General features: G+C 61.9%; 13 protein-coding genes. 6 read left to right on the forward strand and 7 right to left on the reverse strand.

The features are described 5' to 3' along the window. Positions 1–20 precede the first annotated feature (20 nt). Positions 21–2,861, reverse strand: a complete 2,841-nt coding sequence (locus ACZ5J0_RS18670) for a beta-glucosidase (protein WP_464093768.1) — start codon at positions 2,859–2,861, stop codon at positions 21–23. Positions 2,862–3,047: 186 nt separating this feature from the next. Here ACZ5J0_RS18670 and ACZ5J0_RS18675 point away from each other — a divergent pair, with 186 nt between their 5' ends. Genes ACZ5J0_RS18675 through ACZ5J0_RS18685 form a run of 3 tightly spaced genes read left to right on the forward strand, consistent with a single transcriptional unit; the run spans position 3,048 to position 6,756 of the window. Beyond that, a complete protein-coding gene (locus tag ACZ5J0_RS18675; protein WP_464093769.1) occupies positions 3,048–4,754 on the forward strand; it encodes an extracellular solute-binding protein in 1,707 nt (568 codons plus the stop codon). 11 nt (positions 4,755–4,765) lie between these two features. Then, positions 4,766–5,836: an ABC transporter permease gene (locus ACZ5J0_RS18680; RefSeq protein WP_464093770.1), complete on the forward strand. Its 1,071-nt coding sequence runs from the start codon at positions 4,766–4,768 to the stop codon at positions 5,834–5,836. After that, positions 5,833–6,756, forward strand: a complete 924-nt coding sequence (locus tag ACZ5J0_RS18685; RefSeq protein WP_166842521.1) for a carbohydrate ABC transporter permease — start codon at positions 5,833–5,835, stop codon at positions 6,754–6,756. The genes ACZ5J0_RS18680 and ACZ5J0_RS18685 overlap by 4 nt, the downstream gene beginning before the upstream one ends. Positions 6,757–6,763: 7 nt before the next feature. On the opposite strand, the gene ACZ5J0_RS18690 is transcribed toward ACZ5J0_RS18685, so the two are convergent. After that, positions 6,764–7,789, reverse strand: coding sequence for a LacI family DNA-binding transcriptional regulator (locus tag ACZ5J0_RS18690; RefSeq protein ID WP_142937518.1), 1,026 nt, complete (start codon positions 7,787–7,789; stop codon positions 6,764–6,766). A 25-nt stretch (positions 7,790–7,814) separates the two neighbouring features. Between ACZ5J0_RS18690 and ACZ5J0_RS18695 the strand changes: the two genes are divergently transcribed. Continuing rightward, positions 7,815–9,887, forward strand: coding sequence for a beta-galactosidase (locus ACZ5J0_RS18695; protein WP_464093771.1), 2,073 nt, complete (start codon positions 7,815–7,817; stop codon positions 9,885–9,887). A gap of 6 nt (positions 9,888–9,893) precedes the next feature. Next, positions 9,894–12,071 carry an alpha-xylosidase gene (gene yicI / locus ACZ5J0_RS18700; RefSeq protein WP_464093772.1) on the forward strand — a complete coding sequence of 726 codons (2,178 nt, stop codon included), beginning with the start codon at positions 9,894–9,896 and terminating at the stop codon, positions 12,069–12,071. A gap of 113 nt (positions 12,072–12,184) precedes the next feature. On the opposite strand, the gene ACZ5J0_RS18705 is transcribed toward yicI, so the two are convergent. The 5 genes from ACZ5J0_RS18705 to ACZ5J0_RS18725 all read right to left on the reverse strand — a co-directional run bounded on the left by ACZ5J0_RS18705 (position 12,185) and on the right by ACZ5J0_RS18725 (position 16,296). Then, entirely contained in the window at positions 12,185–12,682 is a 498-nt protein-coding gene (locus tag ACZ5J0_RS18705; protein WP_464093773.1) for a hypothetical protein, read from the reverse strand. Between the two features lie 78 nt (positions 12,683–12,760). After that, a complete protein-coding gene (locus ACZ5J0_RS18710) occupies positions 12,761–13,666 on the reverse strand; it encodes a cation diffusion facilitator family transporter (protein ID WP_142937514.1) in 906 nt (301 codons plus the stop codon). Then, positions 13,666–14,763, reverse strand: a complete 1,098-nt coding sequence (locus ACZ5J0_RS18715) for a DUF998 domain-containing protein (RefSeq protein WP_464093774.1) — start codon at positions 14,761–14,763, stop codon at positions 13,666–13,668. The genes ACZ5J0_RS18710 and ACZ5J0_RS18715 overlap by 1 nt, the downstream gene beginning before the upstream one ends. Further along, on the reverse strand, positions 14,760–15,215 hold the full coding sequence (locus ACZ5J0_RS18720; RefSeq protein ID WP_223941192.1) for a DUF7793 family protein: 456 nt from the start codon (positions 15,213–15,215) through the stop codon (positions 14,760–14,762). The genes ACZ5J0_RS18715 and ACZ5J0_RS18720 overlap by 4 nt, the downstream gene beginning before the upstream one ends. Before the next feature lie 139 nt (positions 15,216–15,354). Next, a complete protein-coding gene (locus tag ACZ5J0_RS18725) occupies positions 15,355–16,296 on the reverse strand; it encodes a GlxA family transcriptional regulator (protein WP_250821432.1) in 942 nt (313 codons plus the stop codon). Positions 16,297–16,424: 128 nt separating this feature from the next. Between ACZ5J0_RS18725 and ACZ5J0_RS18730 the strand changes: the two genes are divergently transcribed. Further along, the gene (locus ACZ5J0_RS18730; RefSeq protein ID WP_142937511.1) at positions 16,425–17,063 is read left to right on the forward strand and encodes an isochorismatase family protein; all 639 of its coding nucleotides are present in this window, start codon (positions 16,425–16,427) and stop codon (positions 17,061–17,063) included. The last annotated feature ends 8 nt before the right edge of the window (positions 17,064–17,071 follow it).

Raw genomic sequence — 17,071 nt, forward strand, 5'->3', positions numbered from 1 at the left:
TCTTCTCATCCACCCGGCGCTTAGGTCACCTGTAACTGCTGGACGGTTATGGCCCCTTTGAGTACCAGCCGAAGCGTCCCGCTCGCGGTCCAAGCCGGGAGAACGGAGGGGTCGACGTCGATTCCAACCTCGCCGCTGTAGCCCTCCTTCAGTTGGCACTGGCCAAGATCGAGCCAGGTGTCGGCTGGCCCGGAGGTCTGCACGCTGATGCTGCAGTCACCAAAGCCCTTCCCTGTCCTGGCGGACAAGACCTCACAGTTGACTGCAGTTATTGGCAGGCCGTCCCACTTGCGGTAAACCGCCCATGCAGGTTCGAAGGGATCTGCTGGAGTGATCGCTGTACCCGAGAGGGGCTGAGAGGGCACCAGGTCAATGTTTGATTTCGTGTCGTAAAGCCGCGCCGGCACCCACGTCCCTGCTATCCGCCGGGAACGCTGTCCGCGATCCGGGACCTGAATGGCCACGCTCACTGGCAGCCTCTGGGCGGAAGAGCCCACCAGGATCCGGTACTCCCCGGGTTCCACCACCATGGCCTCCGCGACGGTACTGAACGTGGCCAAACGTTCCACAGGGATGCGCAGGGTGGCCGTTATGCGAGCACCTGGAGCGAGTTCAACCCGCCGGTGGGCAACTAAAAGCCGCCGCGGAAAGTGGTCCTGATGGGTGGGAGCTGAGGCGTAGGCCTGCACCAACTCGTGGGCCACCCGATCTCCCTGGTTGGTGAGGGTGACGTCCACGCCGATGGTTTTGCTGGCAGGGTCGCTGCTGACAACGGCATTCGTGTACTGGACATCTCCATAGCCGAGGCCATGACCCAGCGGATAGAGCGGCTCCGCACGCGTGTACAGGTACGTGGATTCGGATCCGATGATGTCGTAGTCAAGAATGTCCGGCAGGTCCCGGTCCCGGGCGAACCACGTTTGCGGGAGGCGTCCCGTGGGTTCGGCGTCTCCGCTGAGCACGTCCACCACCCCCGGACCCAGTTCCTGGCCCCCGTGCGATGTCCAGGCGATAGCGGGGAGATCGGCCAAATCACCCAGTGCATAGGGATAAGAGGAGACAACAAGCAGGATGGTTTTGGGATTCGCATCCTGCACGATCCTGACGAGTTCCTGCTCGGACTGCGGCAGGTCCAAGGATTCCCGATCCTGGGTTTCCCTCCCGCCAAGGTGGGGATCGTTGCCTACTACTACCACTGCCACATCTGATGAAGCGGCCGCAGCATGCGCTGCATGGTGCCCGGATTTGATGGTTCTGACCACAAAGCGATCAGCGGCGGCTTCCACCCCGGAGGCCAGCACCAAACTCCCTGTCCCTGACTCGACGCGCACCCATTGGGAGGAGGCAACGTGCTGGATGGCAACGGTTCCGTCGTGGGAATGCACCAGCCGGAAGGTTTCCTGCACCACCCACCCTCCGATTCGATCCGCCGAAGCCCTGAGGTAGTTGTCGGTGCCGGCTGCGACAAAACGCCCGGTCAAACTTGACTGAAGACTGAACTCGCCGCTCCCCCAGTCCTTCAGCGTGAAGTGTTCCCCAACAGCTGGTGAGGTTGTGTCCGCGACCAGGACGCCGCCGTCGTCGTCGGTGGTTTCCGACGGCGACGGCAGCCCCAGGTAGGTGCCTGTACGGACGCTTCGCAGGGTTATAACGTCCAGGCCGTCCTCAGCTATGACGTCCTGGTAACGCCGGGAAAGAGCCTCTGCTATGCCACACTCGTTCTGCAAGGTGCCGCTGTACCAGTCACTCAGGACGCGCTGGCCCAAGGTTCCAATGACGGCAATGGATCCAGGGTTGTTCCCCAGTGGGAGCAGGTGGGGATCCGGCTGATTACGCAGCAAGACCACGGACTTCCGGGCAGCTTCGCGGGCCAGGGCCACGGTTGCAGCCGCATCGCTCTCCCCTGCGCTGGTCGAAGAAGAGCCGTGATGGTCGCCGAATTCTCCCGTCCTGGCGCGGAGCGTGAGGAGCCTGAGCACGCTTCGGTCAAGGTCATCCACCGTCAGCAGGCCCCGTTCCAAGGCGTCCTCAAGGTAAGACACTGACGGGCCCGGGTTGTCGCCGTCGTCAGTGAAGTTATCCACCCCTGCCTTGAGCGCGGCAGCGTAGGCGGACGCGCCGTCGGGAAAGTACTTCTCGGCGCGGAAGAGTGCGGAGGGCGCACCTGCGTCACTCACCACAACCACCGAGCCGCCGTTGGTCCATGTCCGCAGATGCTTGTTGACCAGGTCCGAGACGTGGGCCGGGCGTCCGTTGACCAGGTTATAGGAGAGCATTACCGCTCCAGCTACGCCGTCCTCGATGGGTTGCCGATATGCCGGCAACTCGTATTCGTGCAGGACCCTGTCGCTGAGGTTGCTGGAGGTGAGGCTGCGATCGTGCTCGTTGTTATAGCCAAGGAAATGCTTCAAGGTGGGCACCGTCAACCAGGTCCCGGCATCGGCTCCTTTGAGTCCTGCGCAAAAGGCGCTGGCAAACCGGGCAGTCAGGTGCGGGTCCTCGGAAAAGCCTTCCTCGTTCCTCCCCCATAGCGGGTGTCGCAGCGGGTTGACCACGGGGGCCCACACGTTGAGGCTGACGCTGGGGTCCATTTCCTTTTTTGCCTTGACCTCGCGCCCTATGGCTTCGCCCACCCGGGTGATGAGGTCCTCGTCCCATGTTGCAGCCAACCCTACGGGCTGCGGGAAGACGGTTGCCGGTCCAAGCCACGCCACACCATGGGCAGCTTCGGTGCCTGTCCTGAAAGGTGCCAGGGCAAGCTCGGGAACCGCGGGGGCATGCTGATGGAGCATGGCGATCTTTTGCTCCAGCGTCAGGAGGCGGAGCAGGTGTTGCACTGCCTGGACATGGCTTTTAGTCACGAAGAGTGTCCTGTCATTGACTGTTGAATCGCTTCTACGAATGGGCGTCGAACTTCAGTGTTCCATCAGCTCACTGTGATGTGCAACACCCAAACCATTGCGTCAAAGTCAGCGAATAGCCTAGGGTGGACGCAATCGAAGCGTTTCGACAGTTCTTGCAATGAATTCATCACAAAGGAGTGTTTCATGCTTGGTTCCAACACGCCGCCGTTTAAGACTTTCCGGGAAAAACGCACGGAAGCACCACCTCGCGGAACGGGGGCAATCAACGTCAACCGCCGGTCCTTCCTGGGCGTCCTTGGCGGCGCGGTATTTCTGGCAGCTGCACCGTCAGCCCTCACAGCCTGCAGCCCGGGAGCGTCCGCACCCCTTGCCACAACTTCCGGTGGTCTGGCCGAGGCAGTCGCCAAACTGGTCCCGAGCTACATTCCGCTGGATCTGGTGAAGCCGGACATTCCCTCAGTCAAGGGATCCACCCCCGGATTTACCACGCTCCCGGCCACCCTGGTTAAGTCCGTGAAGGACACGCCCGGCAAGGGAGGCACCTATACAGCCATGACACCTGCATGGTGGGCAATCCCGCCGTCCCTGCCGGAGAACAGCTACTACAAAGCCGTGAATGCCGAGCTCGGAACCACCATCAACTTCCAGGTCAACGACGGCAATAGTTATGCAGACAAAATTCAAACCGTCCTCGCCTCGCCCAAAGACGTCCCGGATTGGGTAGTCATACCCTCCTGGAACCTGCCGCCGCGATTCGGTCAGGCGGCCAAGGGCATCTTCACCGACCTGTCAGAGTTCCTGGCCGGTGACAAAGTGAAGAAATACCCCAACCTTGCCAACATCCCCACCGCCTCGTGGAAACTGGGCTGCTTCGATGGCGGCCTCTACGGACTTCCCTACCCCGGCGCCCTGATCTCCGACGCCATCTTCTACCGGGCAGACATCTTCGAGCAGCTGGGAGTGGAACCGCCAAAGTCTGCCGACGACTACCTCAAGGTGGCCAAGCAGCTGACGGATCCCGCCAAGAACCGCTGGGGTTCGGAGGACGTGTGGAACGGCGCCCAGATCATTCACGGAGTGGTTCCCAAATGGAAGCAAGTGGACGGAAAGCTCCAGAACAAATTCGAAACGGACGAATACCGCGCTGCGTTGGAGTGGACTGCCAAGCTCTTCGCGGACGGTTCGGTGCACCCGGACGCCGTGGCCGGCAACGCCCAGCAATCCAAGCAGCGCTTCGAGTCCGGCGCATCGCTCATGGCATCGGACGGCGTAGGTGGCTGGCACGAAGCACTGGCCCGGGTCCTGCCCTCCAACCCGGGTTTCAAAATGCTCCCCATGGACTACTTCGCACCCGACGGCGGGGCGCCCACCCTGTTCCGTGCCCAGCCGGCAGCAATCTTCAGCTTCATCAAGAAAACCGATGACCCCGCCAAGGTGGAGGAGCTGCTCGCATTGGCCAACTTCATTGCTGCCCCCTTTGGAACACAGGAAAACCGGCTGATCACCAGCGGCGTGGAAGGCGTGCACTACACCAAGGACTCCCAGGGCATCCCCAAAATGACTGAAAAGGGAAGCCAGGAAGTTACCAGTACTTACGCCTTCCTTGTGGCGGGCCCGATCGTCAATTCCATGGTCCAGTACCCGGGACTCGTAGAAGCCCAGTCCGGATGGGAGGCCCGCCAGGCACCCCATGTGACGGAGGATGCTTTCTTCGGTATGCAGATTGAGGAACCCACCAAGTTCGCCTCATTGGGTAAGCCCTTCAACGACCTCGCCAAAGACATCGTCCGGGGCCGCAAGAGCATTAAGGACCTGGACAGCGAAGTGGCCTCCTGGCGGAGCAAGGGTGGAGACGAACTGCGCGACTTCTACGCCGGCTTCCTGGCCTAGGACGGCACTCCATGACTATCGAAACCGAAAAACCCTCGCCCTCAGCGGGAGGCGATAAAACGGCAGCCCACAGCAGCGGGTCAGCCAGGGAACCCCAGACCGGCAAGAAATCACGGGCCGACAAGAAATCACGGGCCGGCAAGCGCCTGCAGGAGCAGGTGTCCGGACGACCCCGGGCCGGCAGGCTGGCCCGATTCAAGCGCGACCGGTCCTTGGTGTTCATGGCCTTGCCCGCGGTCCTCCTATTGGCCGTATTCGCCTACCTCCCCATGCTCGGTAACGTGGTGGCGTTCCAGGATTACTCCCCCTTCATAGGCTTCGCCGACAGCCCATGGGTTGGCCTGGATAACTTCTCCAGGGTCTTCGGCGATCCCGATTTCTGGATGGCCGTCAAAAACACCCTGGTCATCACTGCCTTTCAGCTGGTCTTCTTCTTTCCCATTCCCATCGCTCTGGCCATTCTGCTGAATTCGCTGATCAACCCCAGGCTGCGCGCAGCCATCCAGGCCGTGGTGTACCTGCCACACTTCTTCTCGTGGGTTTTGGTGGTCTCGGTATTCCAGCAAATCTTCGGCGGCGCCGGCCTGTTGAACCAGTCCCTGCGCGCCAACGGCTGGGAGGCCGTTGACGTCATGACCAACCCGGATACCTTTCTCTTCCTGATCACCTCCCAAGCCATCTGGAAGGACGCCGGGTGGGGCATCATCGTGTTCCTCGCTGCGCTGAGCGCCATTGATCCCGCCCAATACGAGGCGGCTGCAGTGGACGGCGCCGGCCCGTGGAAGCGCATGTGGCACGTCACCCTGCCGGGGCTCCGAAGCGTGATCGTCCTGCTGTTGATCCTGAGGCTGGGAGATTCCCTGTCCGTGGGCTTTGAGCAGCTCATCCTTCAACGGGACGCCGTAGGTGCCGAAGCAGCGGAGGTACTGGACACGTTCGTCTACTACACCGGCGTGCAGAACGGCGATTGGAGTTATGCAGCCGCGGCCGGCCTCATCAAAGGCGTTATCAGCCTGGCCCTGATCCTTGCGGCAAACAAAGTCGCCCACATATTTGGCGAGAGCGGTGTGTATTCAAAATGAGCATCCTGGTCAGAAATACCAGAAAACCGGACAGCACCTCCCAACGCGCAGCCTGGGAGGAGGAACCCGGCGTAGTGGCGAAGGCCGGGAAGTTCCTGATCCTCGGCGCTGTGGTCCTGGCCGTGCTGGGGCCCCTGTACACCATTGTGCTGACCAGCGTTTCTTCCCAGGCCACCATCACGCAAGCCGGTGGTTTGGTGTTGATCCCGGGGGAAATCACCTTTGCCGCGTATCAACAGATCCTCAGCGGCGGGGTGGTCACCAGGGCCGTCCTGGTCAGTGTGGGCGTCACAGCGACGGGAACGGCATTGAGCATGGTGGTTTCGGTGCTGTGCGCCTATGGGTTGTCGCGTCCGGGCTCGTTCGCACACACACCCATCCTGTTCACGCTGCTGATCACCATGTTCTTCAGCGCGGGAATCATTCCGGCCTATCTGCTGGTGTCCAGCCTGGGCCTGATCAACACATACTGGGCGCTGATCCTGCCCAGCTGTATCTCCGTTTTCAACATCATCATCCTCCGCGGGTTCTTCATGGGCATTGACCGCGGCATCCTGGACAGCGCGCGCATGGACGGCGCCAGCGACTGGCGGACGCTCACGCAGATTGTGCTGCCCATGTCCAAAGCTGTCACCGCCGTCATTGCCCTCTTCTATGGGGTTGGCTATTGGAACGCTTTCTTCAACGCCGTCCTCTACATCAACGACAGCGCCATGAATCCGCTCCAGGTGGTGCTGCGTTCCTACGTCCTTCAGGGCGTGACGGTGCCTGGGCAGATCGACGTGGGACAGGGCGCAGCTGCTTCGCCGGCACTTCAAATGGCCGTCATTGTGCTGGCCATGGTGCCGATCCTGCTTGTTTATCCGTTTGTTCAGAAGCACTTCACCAAGGGCGTCATGATCGGTGCGGTCAAGGGATGACTGGGGTTCAGGGAGCTTCGGCCGTTGTCTCGCCCGGCGTCAAGGATGGCGCAATAAGCCTCAGTTCTGCGGGCTTGTCACGGCTCAGCCGATCCATCACCATTTCCACTGCGGACCGCCCAATGTCCATGGCCGGAATGGATACGGCGGTCCACGGGCGGGCTGCCGCTTTGGCTACATCTGCCGGCGCAATGACAACCACTGAGATGTCCTTGGGAATGGCCAGGCCCCGGAGTGAAAGCTCTTCCCGGAGCATGGGAAGCAGGGCCTCGTTGTGCACCACCAGCGCAGTGGCCGGATGTTTTCCGGTGAAGATGGCGTCCAGGGACTCTGCCAGCTGCGGGGAATCCGCCTCACATGCCACGGCCCGGCCGGTGGCGCCAAAACTGTTTGCGGCGTCGGTGAACCCCTGCAAGGCGCGGTCTGCATACGTGGCGTGGCGTTTCAGGGAGGCAGGCGGTGAGCCGATGAACGCGATGCTTCGGTGCCCCAGGTCCCAGAGATGGCGGACCGCCAGCCGGGATGCGCCGGAGAAATCGAAGTCCACACAGCTCAGCCCCCGCGGCTCGTCCGGCATGCCGATCAGGACCGCTGGCTTCTGCAAACGGGCCAGGACGGGAATACGGGGATCGCGGGCTTCGATGTCCATCATCAACAACCCGTCCACCATCGATTGCGAAGTGACTCGTTCGATGCTTCCGGGGTCGTCCTGCGTCAACAGCAGGACATCCTGGTTGAAGGTCCGGGCAGTGGTTACCACGGCGGTCACGAACTGCATCACCACGCCAACGTTCACGTCCGGCCGGAGCGGAACCACCAATCCCAAAACGTTGGACCGGCTTGAGGCCAAGGCCCGGGCGCTGGACCGGGGACTGTAATTCAACCGCGCCATGGCGGCCTCAACGACGTCGCGTGTTTCTTTCGAAATAGTCCGCTTACCACTCATCACATAAGACACCGTGCTGGTGGATACCCCGGCCTCCCGGGCGACATCGGTGATGGTCGCACTTGTTGAAGCCCTTCGATTATCCATAGCCACCATTTAACCAAGGAAAACAATGCAACTCCGTAGCCACGGCCTGAAAAACGTGACTGATGGGACCGGCCTGCTCTTCGGCGCGGACTACAACCCCGAACAATGGCCGGAAGAGACCTGGCCGGAAGACATAGCCCTCATGAAGCGGGCAGGCATCAACATAGTGACCGTTGGGGTGTTCAGCTGGGCCCGGCTCCAGCCCGAAGAAGGGCAGTGGAACTTCGGCTGGCTGGACCGTCTCCTGGACTTGCTGGCTGACAACGGAATCCGTGTTTGCCTGGCAACACCCACCGCTTCCCCGCCCCCATGGCTGGGCCACCAACACCCTGATTCGCTCCCCACCGCCGCGGACGGCACCACGCTCTGGTACGGCTCCAGGAACCAGTTTTCGCCGTCATCCTCCGCATACCGTGCAGCGGCGTTGGCCGTCACCTCCCGGCTCGCCGCGCGCTATGCGGCCCACCCAGCCGTCGCCATGTGGCATGTAGGCAACGAGCTGGGTCAAATCAGTTACGACGACGAAACGGCCGTGGCGTTCAGGTCATGGCTGCTGCGCCGCTACGGATCCCTCGACGCCGTCAACTCGGCGTGGGGGACGGCTTTCTGGAGTCAGGGCTACGGCAGTTGGGAAGAGATCCTTCCGCCGCGTGCCGCGCCGTACATGCATAATCCCACCCAGGTCCTCGACTTCCACCGGTTCACCTCAGAGGCTCTCCTCGAGTTGTTCGTGGCGGAACGTGATGTGATCCGAAACCATGCCGAGCAGCCGGTCACCACCAACCTGATGGGCTTCTTCCGGGGTGCTGACTACTTTCGTTTTGCGCAGGAAACAGACTTCATTGGCAACAACCACTACGTTGATCCGGCAGAGCCGCAATCTTGGGAAACCGCAGCGCTCACCCACGATCTTTGCCGGGGCCTGGCCGGGGGTGCGCCGTGGATGCTGATGGAGTCGGCAACCTCGGCGGTCAGTTGGCGCGGTCACAACGTGCCCAAGGACCCGGGCGCCCTCCGCGTGGACTCACTGGCAGCTGTCGCACGGGGCTCCGATGCCGTGTGCTACTTCCAATTCCGCCAGTCCGCCTTCGGAGCCGAACGCTTCCACTCCGCCATGGTTCCCCTTGCGGGAGCAGACACCAGGGTGTTCCGCGAAGTTTGTACCCTGGGTTCAGACCTTCAAGAGCTTCGCCTTCTGGCAGGCACCCCTGCTCACGCCCGGATTGCAGTCTTGTTCGACTGGGACAGTTGGTGGGCTTCGGAATCACCGGACCGCCCCAGCAACCGGCTGGGTGTCATGGACCAGATGCTCGCGTATTACCGGCCCCTGCTCCGGCGCGGGCACTGCGTGGAAGTCATCCACCCCTCAAGCCGCCTGGGACGTTACGATCTGGTGCTGGCACCGAGCCTGTTCCTGCTGACCGAAAAGGACGCTGAAGCACTGGACGCGTGGGTACGCGCGGGGGGCACCGCCGTCGTAGGTCCCTTTAGTGGAGTGGCCGATGCCAACGGCCATCTTCGGAACGGCCGCCACCCGGCAGTGCTCGCGGACCTGCTGGGAGTGACAGGGGAAGAGTGGCGCCCGTTAGCCAGCCCGGTGCGCCTGGCATTCGGCCAGGGCGTCGCGATGGACGCAGAGGCGCTCAGCTGGTCCGAGGACCTCCGCATCCACTCAGGCAGCGCCTCACCCGTGGCGTCCTTCGCCGCCGGCCCATTGTCCGACCAGCCGGCGGTGGTGCGTAACAACCACGGCAAGGGGTGGAGCTGGTATGCCGGAGCCGACCTGCCCGAGGACGCCGTGGATGTGGTGGTCGAGGGCGCGCTACGGGATGCAGGAATCGCCTCTGTGGTGGCCGGGAAACTGCCGGCCGACGTCGAACTCGTCCAGCGCGGCGACTACCTTTTCCTGCTCAACCATGGGGACGGGAGCCGCCACATAGAACTCAACCAACACATGAGAGCCAACGGACCCTCCATAGACATGCTCACAGGCACCAGCCACGAGGCGGAACTGACGCTTCCTCCCTACGGAGTCCTGGTCCTGAAATGCGGCCCGACTACCCAAAACCCGCACTCGCCACAAAAGAACGGAAACTGAGTCACCATGAAATTCACTGACGGATATTGGCTCTACCGCAAGGGCTTTTCCGCCCTGCGCCCGCAAGACGTCTCTGATGTGGTGGTCAATGAAGATGCCTTGACGGTTTACGCCCCTACCAAGCGCATCGCCACCCGCGGGGACGCGTTGAACCTTCCCCAGATCACCGTCACTTTCGACGCCCCGATGCCCGACGTGATCGGGGTGACCATTGAGCATTTCCAAGGCGGTTTGGACAAGGGGCCCAGGTTCGAGGTCAAGCACGACGGCGCCGCACCAACCTTCCGGGTCGATGAAGACTCCGCGCACATCACCTCGGGAGGCCTCACGGCCACAATCAACACCCGTGGGGACTGGGGCGTCGATTTCTTCGGCGACGGCCGCTTACTGACCAGTTCCACGCCCAGAAGTGTAGGGGTCATTACGGACGATCAGGGGCGGACCTTCGTCCATGAGCAACTCAGTCTGGGTGTTGGGACCAACATTTATGGATTGGGCGAGCGCTTCGGCGCCTTCGTCAAGAACGGTCAATCCGTGGATATCTGGAATGAGGATGGCGGAACGTCCAGCGATCTTGCCTACAAGAACGTCCCATTCTTCATGACCAATGACGGCTATGGCGTGTTCGTGAACCACCCGGAGTTGGTTTCGTTCGAAGTTGGCTCGGAGGTGGTCTCCAGGACCCAGTTCAGCGTGGAGGGCCAGAGGCTGCAGTACTACATCATCCATGGGCCCTCCCCCAAGGACATCATCCGCCGGTACACCGAACTGACGGGCCGGCCGTCCCGAATCCCGGCATGGTCCTACGGTTTGTGGCTGTCCACGTCATTCACCACGGACTATGACGAGAAAACAGTGACCTCGTTCATTGACGGAATGGAGCAGCGGAAACTTCCGTTATCGGTGTTCCATTTTGACAGCCATTGGATGCGTTCCTTCCATTGGAGCGACTTCATCTGGGATCCGGCCACGTTCCCTGACCCTGAGGGAATGCTTCAACGCCTGCATGATCGTGGACTCAAGGTCTGTGTGTGGATCAACCCCTACATCGCCCAACGTTCACATCTCTTCCGTGAGGGTGCCGATCTGGGCTACCTGGTGAAGCGTCCGGATGGTTCGGTGTGGCAGTGGGACATGTGGCAGGCGGGCATGGGTCTTGTGGACTTCACCAACGCCGATGCGGTGCGCTGGTATCAGGACAAGCTGCGGGTGCTGCTGGACCAGGGGGTTGACTCCTTCAAAACGGACTTCGGCGAGCGCATTCCCACCGATGTTGCCTGGCACGACGGCTCTGATCCGCAGAAGATGCACAACTACTACTCCCAGCTGTACAACCGCGCGGTCTTTGATCTGCTGAAGAAAGAACTGGGCGAAGGTGAAGCCGTAGTGTTCGCCCGTTCCGCAACTGCCGGCGGCCAGACCATGCCGGTGCACTGGGGCGGAGATTGCGAATCTACGTTTGCGGCCATGGCAGAGTCGTTGCGCGGCGGCCTTTCCCTTGCGGCCTCTGGATTTTCGTTCTGGAGCCACGACATTGGAGGCTTCGAGGGGACGCCTGAACCGGAAATCTTCAAACGCTGGATCGCTTTCGGACTCCTTTCCTCCCATTCGCGACTCCATGGCTCCAATTCCTACCGCGTTCCCTGGCTGGTGGACGAGGAGTCCGTGGAGGTTCTCCGACACTTCACCGAGCAGAAAATGCGTCTGATGCCCTATTTGCAGATGGCGGCAGAAGAAGCATATTCGCAAGGCATTCCGCTGATGCGCCCCATGTTCCTGGAGTTCCCGGAGGACCCCGGCTGCGCACCTTTGGACCGGCAGTACATGCTGGGGCCGGATCTCCTGGTTGCTCCGGTCATGAATCCGGGCGGCGAGGTTTCCTTCTATCTTCCCGAGGGCACATGGACGCATCTTCAGACGGGAGAAACCCTGAACGGCCCGCGCTGGCATCACAAGGCGTACACCGTGATGGACGCGGCGGTGTGGGTACGGGAGGCCGCTGTCATTCCGATCGGCACGGTATCCAACCGACCCGACTACGACTGGGGCGAGGACATGGAATTCCACGCCTTCGCGGCCCCCGACGGTCTTGAGCGCAGAGTGCGGGTGCCTTCGCCGGATGGAAGCAGCAGGGTTTTCACGGTGCGTGTTCAGGACGGAAAGGTCACGGCAACGCTCCTCTGACGGTCAGCTTGCACCGCTTCGGATTCGCTGCGGCACCGCAGCGGCACCGCAGCAAACGTACGACGGCGACCTCCCGCCGTCGTGCGTTTGCTGCTGATAACCGGTGACCGGCCTTAGCGCGCATCCTTCTTGGCTTGGCGCTGGGCTCCTTGGGACCGGCTGGAGGCGTCGCGTTTCACGCCGCCGGTCGTCTTCTGGTGGGACCGGCTCCGTCCGGGACCGGTTCCTGTCCTGGCACCGGCACCCACGGAATCCGGCCCCGTTGACTTCCCGGCACTGGCGCGTTCCAGGCGCTCATGCTTGAGGGCTTCGGCGGCTTCGTGGGCTACGCGGGCGAGTTCGTTGCTCACGATCGAAAGGGCTTCCTCGAACACGAAGGCCCGTGCCCTGGCTTTGTCCGATTTGTTGGAAGCAGCTCCGCGCCCGCCGGCCTCCAAGACCTCGTCAGCGGCTTTACGCCGGTAATTGGTGGTGTATTTGTTGCGGGCCCGCCGCACCCGTTTGTGCAACTTCAGCAGGCCGTCCTCATCAAGGAGTTCGAGCCTGGCCGGCTCCAACTCCCGAATCAAATCCAGTTGATCTTCCTTCAACACCCACAGATATTGGTCCATTGGCCGATACTTGCATACCTCAATGACGGGGGAAAGAGGTTATCGAGTTATCACTCGAAGCAGGCGATGATTCTGTGATTATTCGAAGAGATCCGGGGCTGCCGTCAGCGCAACGTAGGCCCACACATCAAGGCCGAGGGGCTCCAGTGCTTTGACAACCGCCCGCCGGACGGCGTCTTCCTCGCCCACGTTCCAGTCAGTTCCCGCCACCACGAAATCTACTTCCACGTAGAGCTTTCGCCCCACTTTTCCGGATCGAATAAGCGGTTTTTGCAGCCCGAATTCTTGCCGCACGGCCTGAACTGCATCAGTGATGGCTGCGTCCAGTTCCTTGGACGGTGCACCTTCGAGGAGTTCGTTCAAACCGGTCCGGATCAGTCCCACGGGAATGTAGGCCAGGATCAGGCAGGCAACGAGCACCAGGACCGGATCAACGTAGAGGGCAACATCGTCCAGGCCAAGGCCCTGCAGGACCAACGCCACCACAGCACCCAGTACCATCATGACGCTCAGGATTGCCCCGGCGCGCCACTGCGCAATTTCTGCAACCACCAGATCCGAATCAGGTGCCGCCCGCCCCATCCACCAGACAAGCGCGAACCCAATCGCCGCGGTGATGACCCCATAAACAGCAATAATGGCGGCGCTGACCGGAGAACCGCCGTCGCGAATGATTACCACAGCGTCACCTGCCGCGACCAGCAGCGTTCCGGCCACCGCCAGGCCCTGGATGAGCACCACCAACGGGGTGAAGGCATCCCGTCCGAAAGGGAAGCGACGTGTGGGTCCGCCTGCGGACGCAGACGACGCTTTCAAGGAGATCGCTGTAAGTATCAACCCGATCCCCATGTAGGCACCGTCGAACACAATGATCCTTGTCCCGCTGAGGACCCCCAGCATGATGGCCCCGGCCGCCGAGCCAACGGACACCCACAACGAAATCCCCAGGGCCCTCCGCTCTGCCCCCACCTCTCCGGCCGACATCAGTTGCTACCCGTGGCGAGGGCGTCCAGCAGACGGATGAACACGGCGATCCAGCCGTAGATGATCACAAAAGCGACCAGCTCAAAAGCGGTCAGGTTGAAATAGCCCACCGGGAAGAACAGCACGAGCGAGACGATCAGGGCGGCCAGAAAGCCCCCGCACACCAAGAAGAAGCGGCCCGGCAGCCCCCTCAGAATGAACGGGGAGGCCAGTAGCAGCAGAATGAAGACCACGGCCATACCTGAAGCAAACAGCGTATGGATCAGGAAACTGACGGATAGCGGCACAACCCCTACGCCGGCCAGCAGCAGTCCCATGGCAACGAACGCGCCGGAGCAGAGGCCCGCACTCCACCGGTGCACCAGCACACCGCGCGCGATCAGCGACTTCAGATCCCGGTCCAGGTACACGGCGAACGTGGTGATGAAGAAGCCCGCAACGATCAACGACAGGTTGAACAGGCCACTGGACGCCCCGCCCAGTGTGCCGAGCTGGCTGAAATGGTACTCCCACCATTTGGGATCCTGCGACGTCGCCATGCTCGCCACAATGCTCATGACCATGAACAGGACCAGCAGCCCTGACAGTTTCCGGGTGCTGATGTCCGCCACGGAAAGGTAAATCCAGTAGACGGCAAGACCGGAGGCCACCGCCATCCCCACTGTCGCAGCATAGATGTCCACGGTGAGGCCTTGGAAGCTGCGTTGCAACAACAGGAAGGAGGCAACGGTGGCGATCGCTGCGATCAGCGCGTGGACCAAGGCAACAGTGGACGCATCCACGATGAACTTCCAGGGAGGCAGGCCCAGCCGCCAGTGCTGGTCCGGAAGGTACCGCGAGCGCCAGTAGCCAATGTACGCCGCAGCCATCCCGAGCACCAGAATGGCACCCGCGGAGATGAGGCCCAGGGAAACGCCACCCCACAAGGGCGGCGTCCGGCCAAAGAAGATCACCAATGCTGCCAGGCCTGCCACCACCGCCGCGGAGGATGCGGCCAGGAGCGCCTCGGATTCGGTTGCCATCCGGTTCTGCGGGGTTGGGTGGACGGGTGACGGCGTTTCAGAGGTGCTTCTTCTCGCTGCTGCCGGTTGGGTCATGGTGCGGCTCCTCCCAAGGAACCTGAACCGCCCTTCCGCTGATCCATGGCATGCTGAGCCGTGGCATTTCGATCAGCGGTTTGCTGCTCCGGTTCCACGAGCCACGCCATGGCTTCGGCCTCGGAGGAAAAGAACCGGGTGGGGCAGGGTGCCGGTTGGGCGGCCAGCTGATAATCCACCAGCATGCGGTCAACCGCGTTTTCGCCCAGCAACGCGATCCTGGATGCCGCGCAGGGCTCTACGAAGACGTCCCGCGCGGCCCGGCTCAGATGGCTCGTTTTGGCCATTCTGACCAGCAGAGGGTAGCGATTGCCGGCAGCGAACTCGTTGACCGCGTCCACGGCTGCCCGGGCATTCTCGGCTTCGATCCGGGCTCCCGGAGCCCACGCCAATGACAGAACATTGTCCGGCTCAAGCTGGAGCGTGTAATCGACGTGGTTCGCCTCAGCCATAGAACCGTCTCCATCTCTGCAGGTACGCAGGACTGCCCGCGGGCCACGGACTGACTCCACCCTGCACCACGCGGCAATCATCCCGTCTCATCCGAATAGAGTGATCTTTGCCGTGAATGTGGGGATGTTCCGCATCCCGTCAGGCGGTGAAGCGGCGTCTGTAGTCCGTGGGCGAGGTGGAGAAGGTGCCGGCAAAGTTTTGCCGGAGGGTCACTGCGCTGCCGAAGCCGCAGTCGGCCGCAACCTGATCGATTGACAAGTTGGTGGTTTCCAGGAGTCGGCGGGCAGCATCAAGCCGGCGACTACGTATCCAGGCAGACGGCGTCGTCCCGGTTGAGGCACGGAAGGCGCGCACAAAGGTTCGCCGGCTCATGTGGGCTTGGGCCGCGAGCCGGTCAATACTGAGGGGTTCAGCCAGTCGCCCCATGGCCCATTCAAGCAGCCTTGCCATGGGGTCGCCTTCGGCTCGCGGCGGAAGGGGGTGCTCGATGTACTGGGCCTGCCCGCCTTCGCGGTGCGGAGCGATGACCAGGCTTCGCGCCACCTGGTTTGCTGCCGCAGACCCCAAGCGGCCCCTCACCACATGCAGGCAGGCATCGAGCCCGGAGGCCGTACCGGCAGAGGTGAGGACGTCGCCGTGATCAATGTAGAGCACTGTTTGGTCGAGGGACACCTCGGGGTGCCGGACAGCGAGGGAATCAAACGCTTGCCAGTGCGTGACGGCAGAACGACCATTCAGAAGGCCGGCATCTGCAACGGGTATGGCTCCCAGGCACAACCCCACAATGGTTGCACCCCTGGCGTGGGCTTGTCGGAGGATCTTACTGAAAGCCTCGCCGGGCTCGCGCTCGTCGTCGAACCACGAGGGCACCACCACGACGTCGGCCCGTTCCGCCGTCGAGGGTCCCTGAACCTCCCCCAGCGTGTACCCCTCAGCGGTTTGGACGGGGCCCGCCCGGTGGGAGAACAGGGCGGTGGTCCACTCGGCCAAACCCTGGCGTGACACTTCGCCGAACACCATTTGCGGCACGGCCAGGTGAAACATCGTGATGCCGTCGAAGGCATATACCGCGATCCTCACACCGTGCTCCCTAATCCTTTGGCCCGAATCAATCGTATATAGGCATACGTGCCACTGGTGCCTAAAGGGACTCGGCCCAAAGATGAGAAGGGACATCCAAACACAAGCAACCACCTACGGAGAACACCATGAGCACAATCCGCCGCGCCCTGATCCTTGTAGACGTCCAGCAGCAGTACTTCAGCGGGCCACTGGAAATTCGGTACCCGCACCACCAGGAGTCGCTGCCCATGATGACCCAGGCGATCGATGCTGCAACCGCCGCAGGCATTCCCATCGCAGCGATCCAGCACAGCGAAGGTGAAGGCGCGCCCGTTTTCGCCCCGGGATCTGCTGAATACGAGCTACACCCTGAGGTGGAAGCCCGCAGGACCGGTTTCTGGAAGAACGTCGTCAAGCGTTACGGTTCGGTGTACGCCGGCACCGATGTTGCTGCCTGGCTCCGCGAGCACGACGTCGACACCGTCACCTTGGTGGGTTACATGACCAACAACTGCATCCTGGCCTCGGCCGTCGAGGCAGAATTCCTTGGTTTTGCCACCGAAGTCCTCTCAGATGCAACCGGTGCCATCAACCTCAGCAATGAGGCAGGAACCGCTGACGCGAAGACCGTGCACACCACCTTGATGGCGTTACTCAACTCCAACTGGGCTGCGGTTGCCTCAACCCAAGCATGGGTCAAGGCGGTCCAAGGCGGGCAGGCCCTGGAGAAGAGTGACCTGGGCACTTCTGCCATGGCAGGAGCCGCAGTACGCGCAGCCTCCTGATCAGCCCC

The sequence above is a fragment of the Arthrobacter sp. DualSoilB13 genome (assembly GCF_055389195.1).

Excerpts from the sequence above, each read along its gene's own strand:
- ACZ5J0_RS18715 (WP_464093774.1), bottom strand. The coding sequence starts at position 14,763 with ATGACCCAACCGGCAGCAGCGAGAAGAAGCACCTCTGAAACGCCGTCA.
- ACZ5J0_RS18710 (WP_142937514.1), bottom strand. The coding sequence starts at position 13,666 with ATGTCGGCCGGAGAGGTGGGGGCAGAGCGGAGGGCCCTGGGGATTTCG.
- ACZ5J0_RS18675 (WP_464093769.1), top strand. The coding sequence starts at position 3,048 with ATGCTTGGTTCCAACACGCCGCCGTTTAAGACTTTCCGGGAAAAACGC.
- yicI (WP_464093772.1), top strand. The coding sequence starts at position 9,894 with ATGAAATTCACTGACGGATATTGGCTCTACCGCAAGGGCTTTTCCGCC.
- ACZ5J0_RS18690 (WP_142937518.1), bottom strand. The coding sequence starts at position 7,789 with ATGGATAATCGAAGGGCTTCAACAAGTGCGACCATCACCGATGTCGCC.
- ACZ5J0_RS18685 (WP_166842521.1), top strand. The coding sequence starts at position 5,833 with ATGAGCATCCTGGTCAGAAATACCAGAAAACCGGACAGCACCTCCCAA.
- ACZ5J0_RS18720 (WP_223941192.1), bottom strand. The coding sequence starts at position 15,215 with ATGGCTGAGGCGAACCACGTCGATTACACGCTCCAGCTTGAGCCGGAC.
- ACZ5J0_RS18695 (WP_464093771.1), top strand. The coding sequence starts at position 7,815 with ATGCAACTCCGTAGCCACGGCCTGAAAAACGTGACTGATGGGACCGGC.
- ACZ5J0_RS18730 (WP_142937511.1), top strand. The coding sequence starts at position 16,425 with ATGAGCACAATCCGCCGCGCCCTGATCCTTGTAGACGTCCAGCAGCAG.
- ACZ5J0_RS18680 (WP_464093770.1), top strand. The coding sequence starts at position 4,766 with ATGACTATCGAAACCGAAAAACCCTCGCCCTCAGCGGGAGGCGATAAA.
- ACZ5J0_RS18705 (WP_464093773.1), bottom strand. The coding sequence starts at position 12,682 with ATGGACCAATATCTGTGGGTGTTGAAGGAAGATCAACTGGATTTGATT.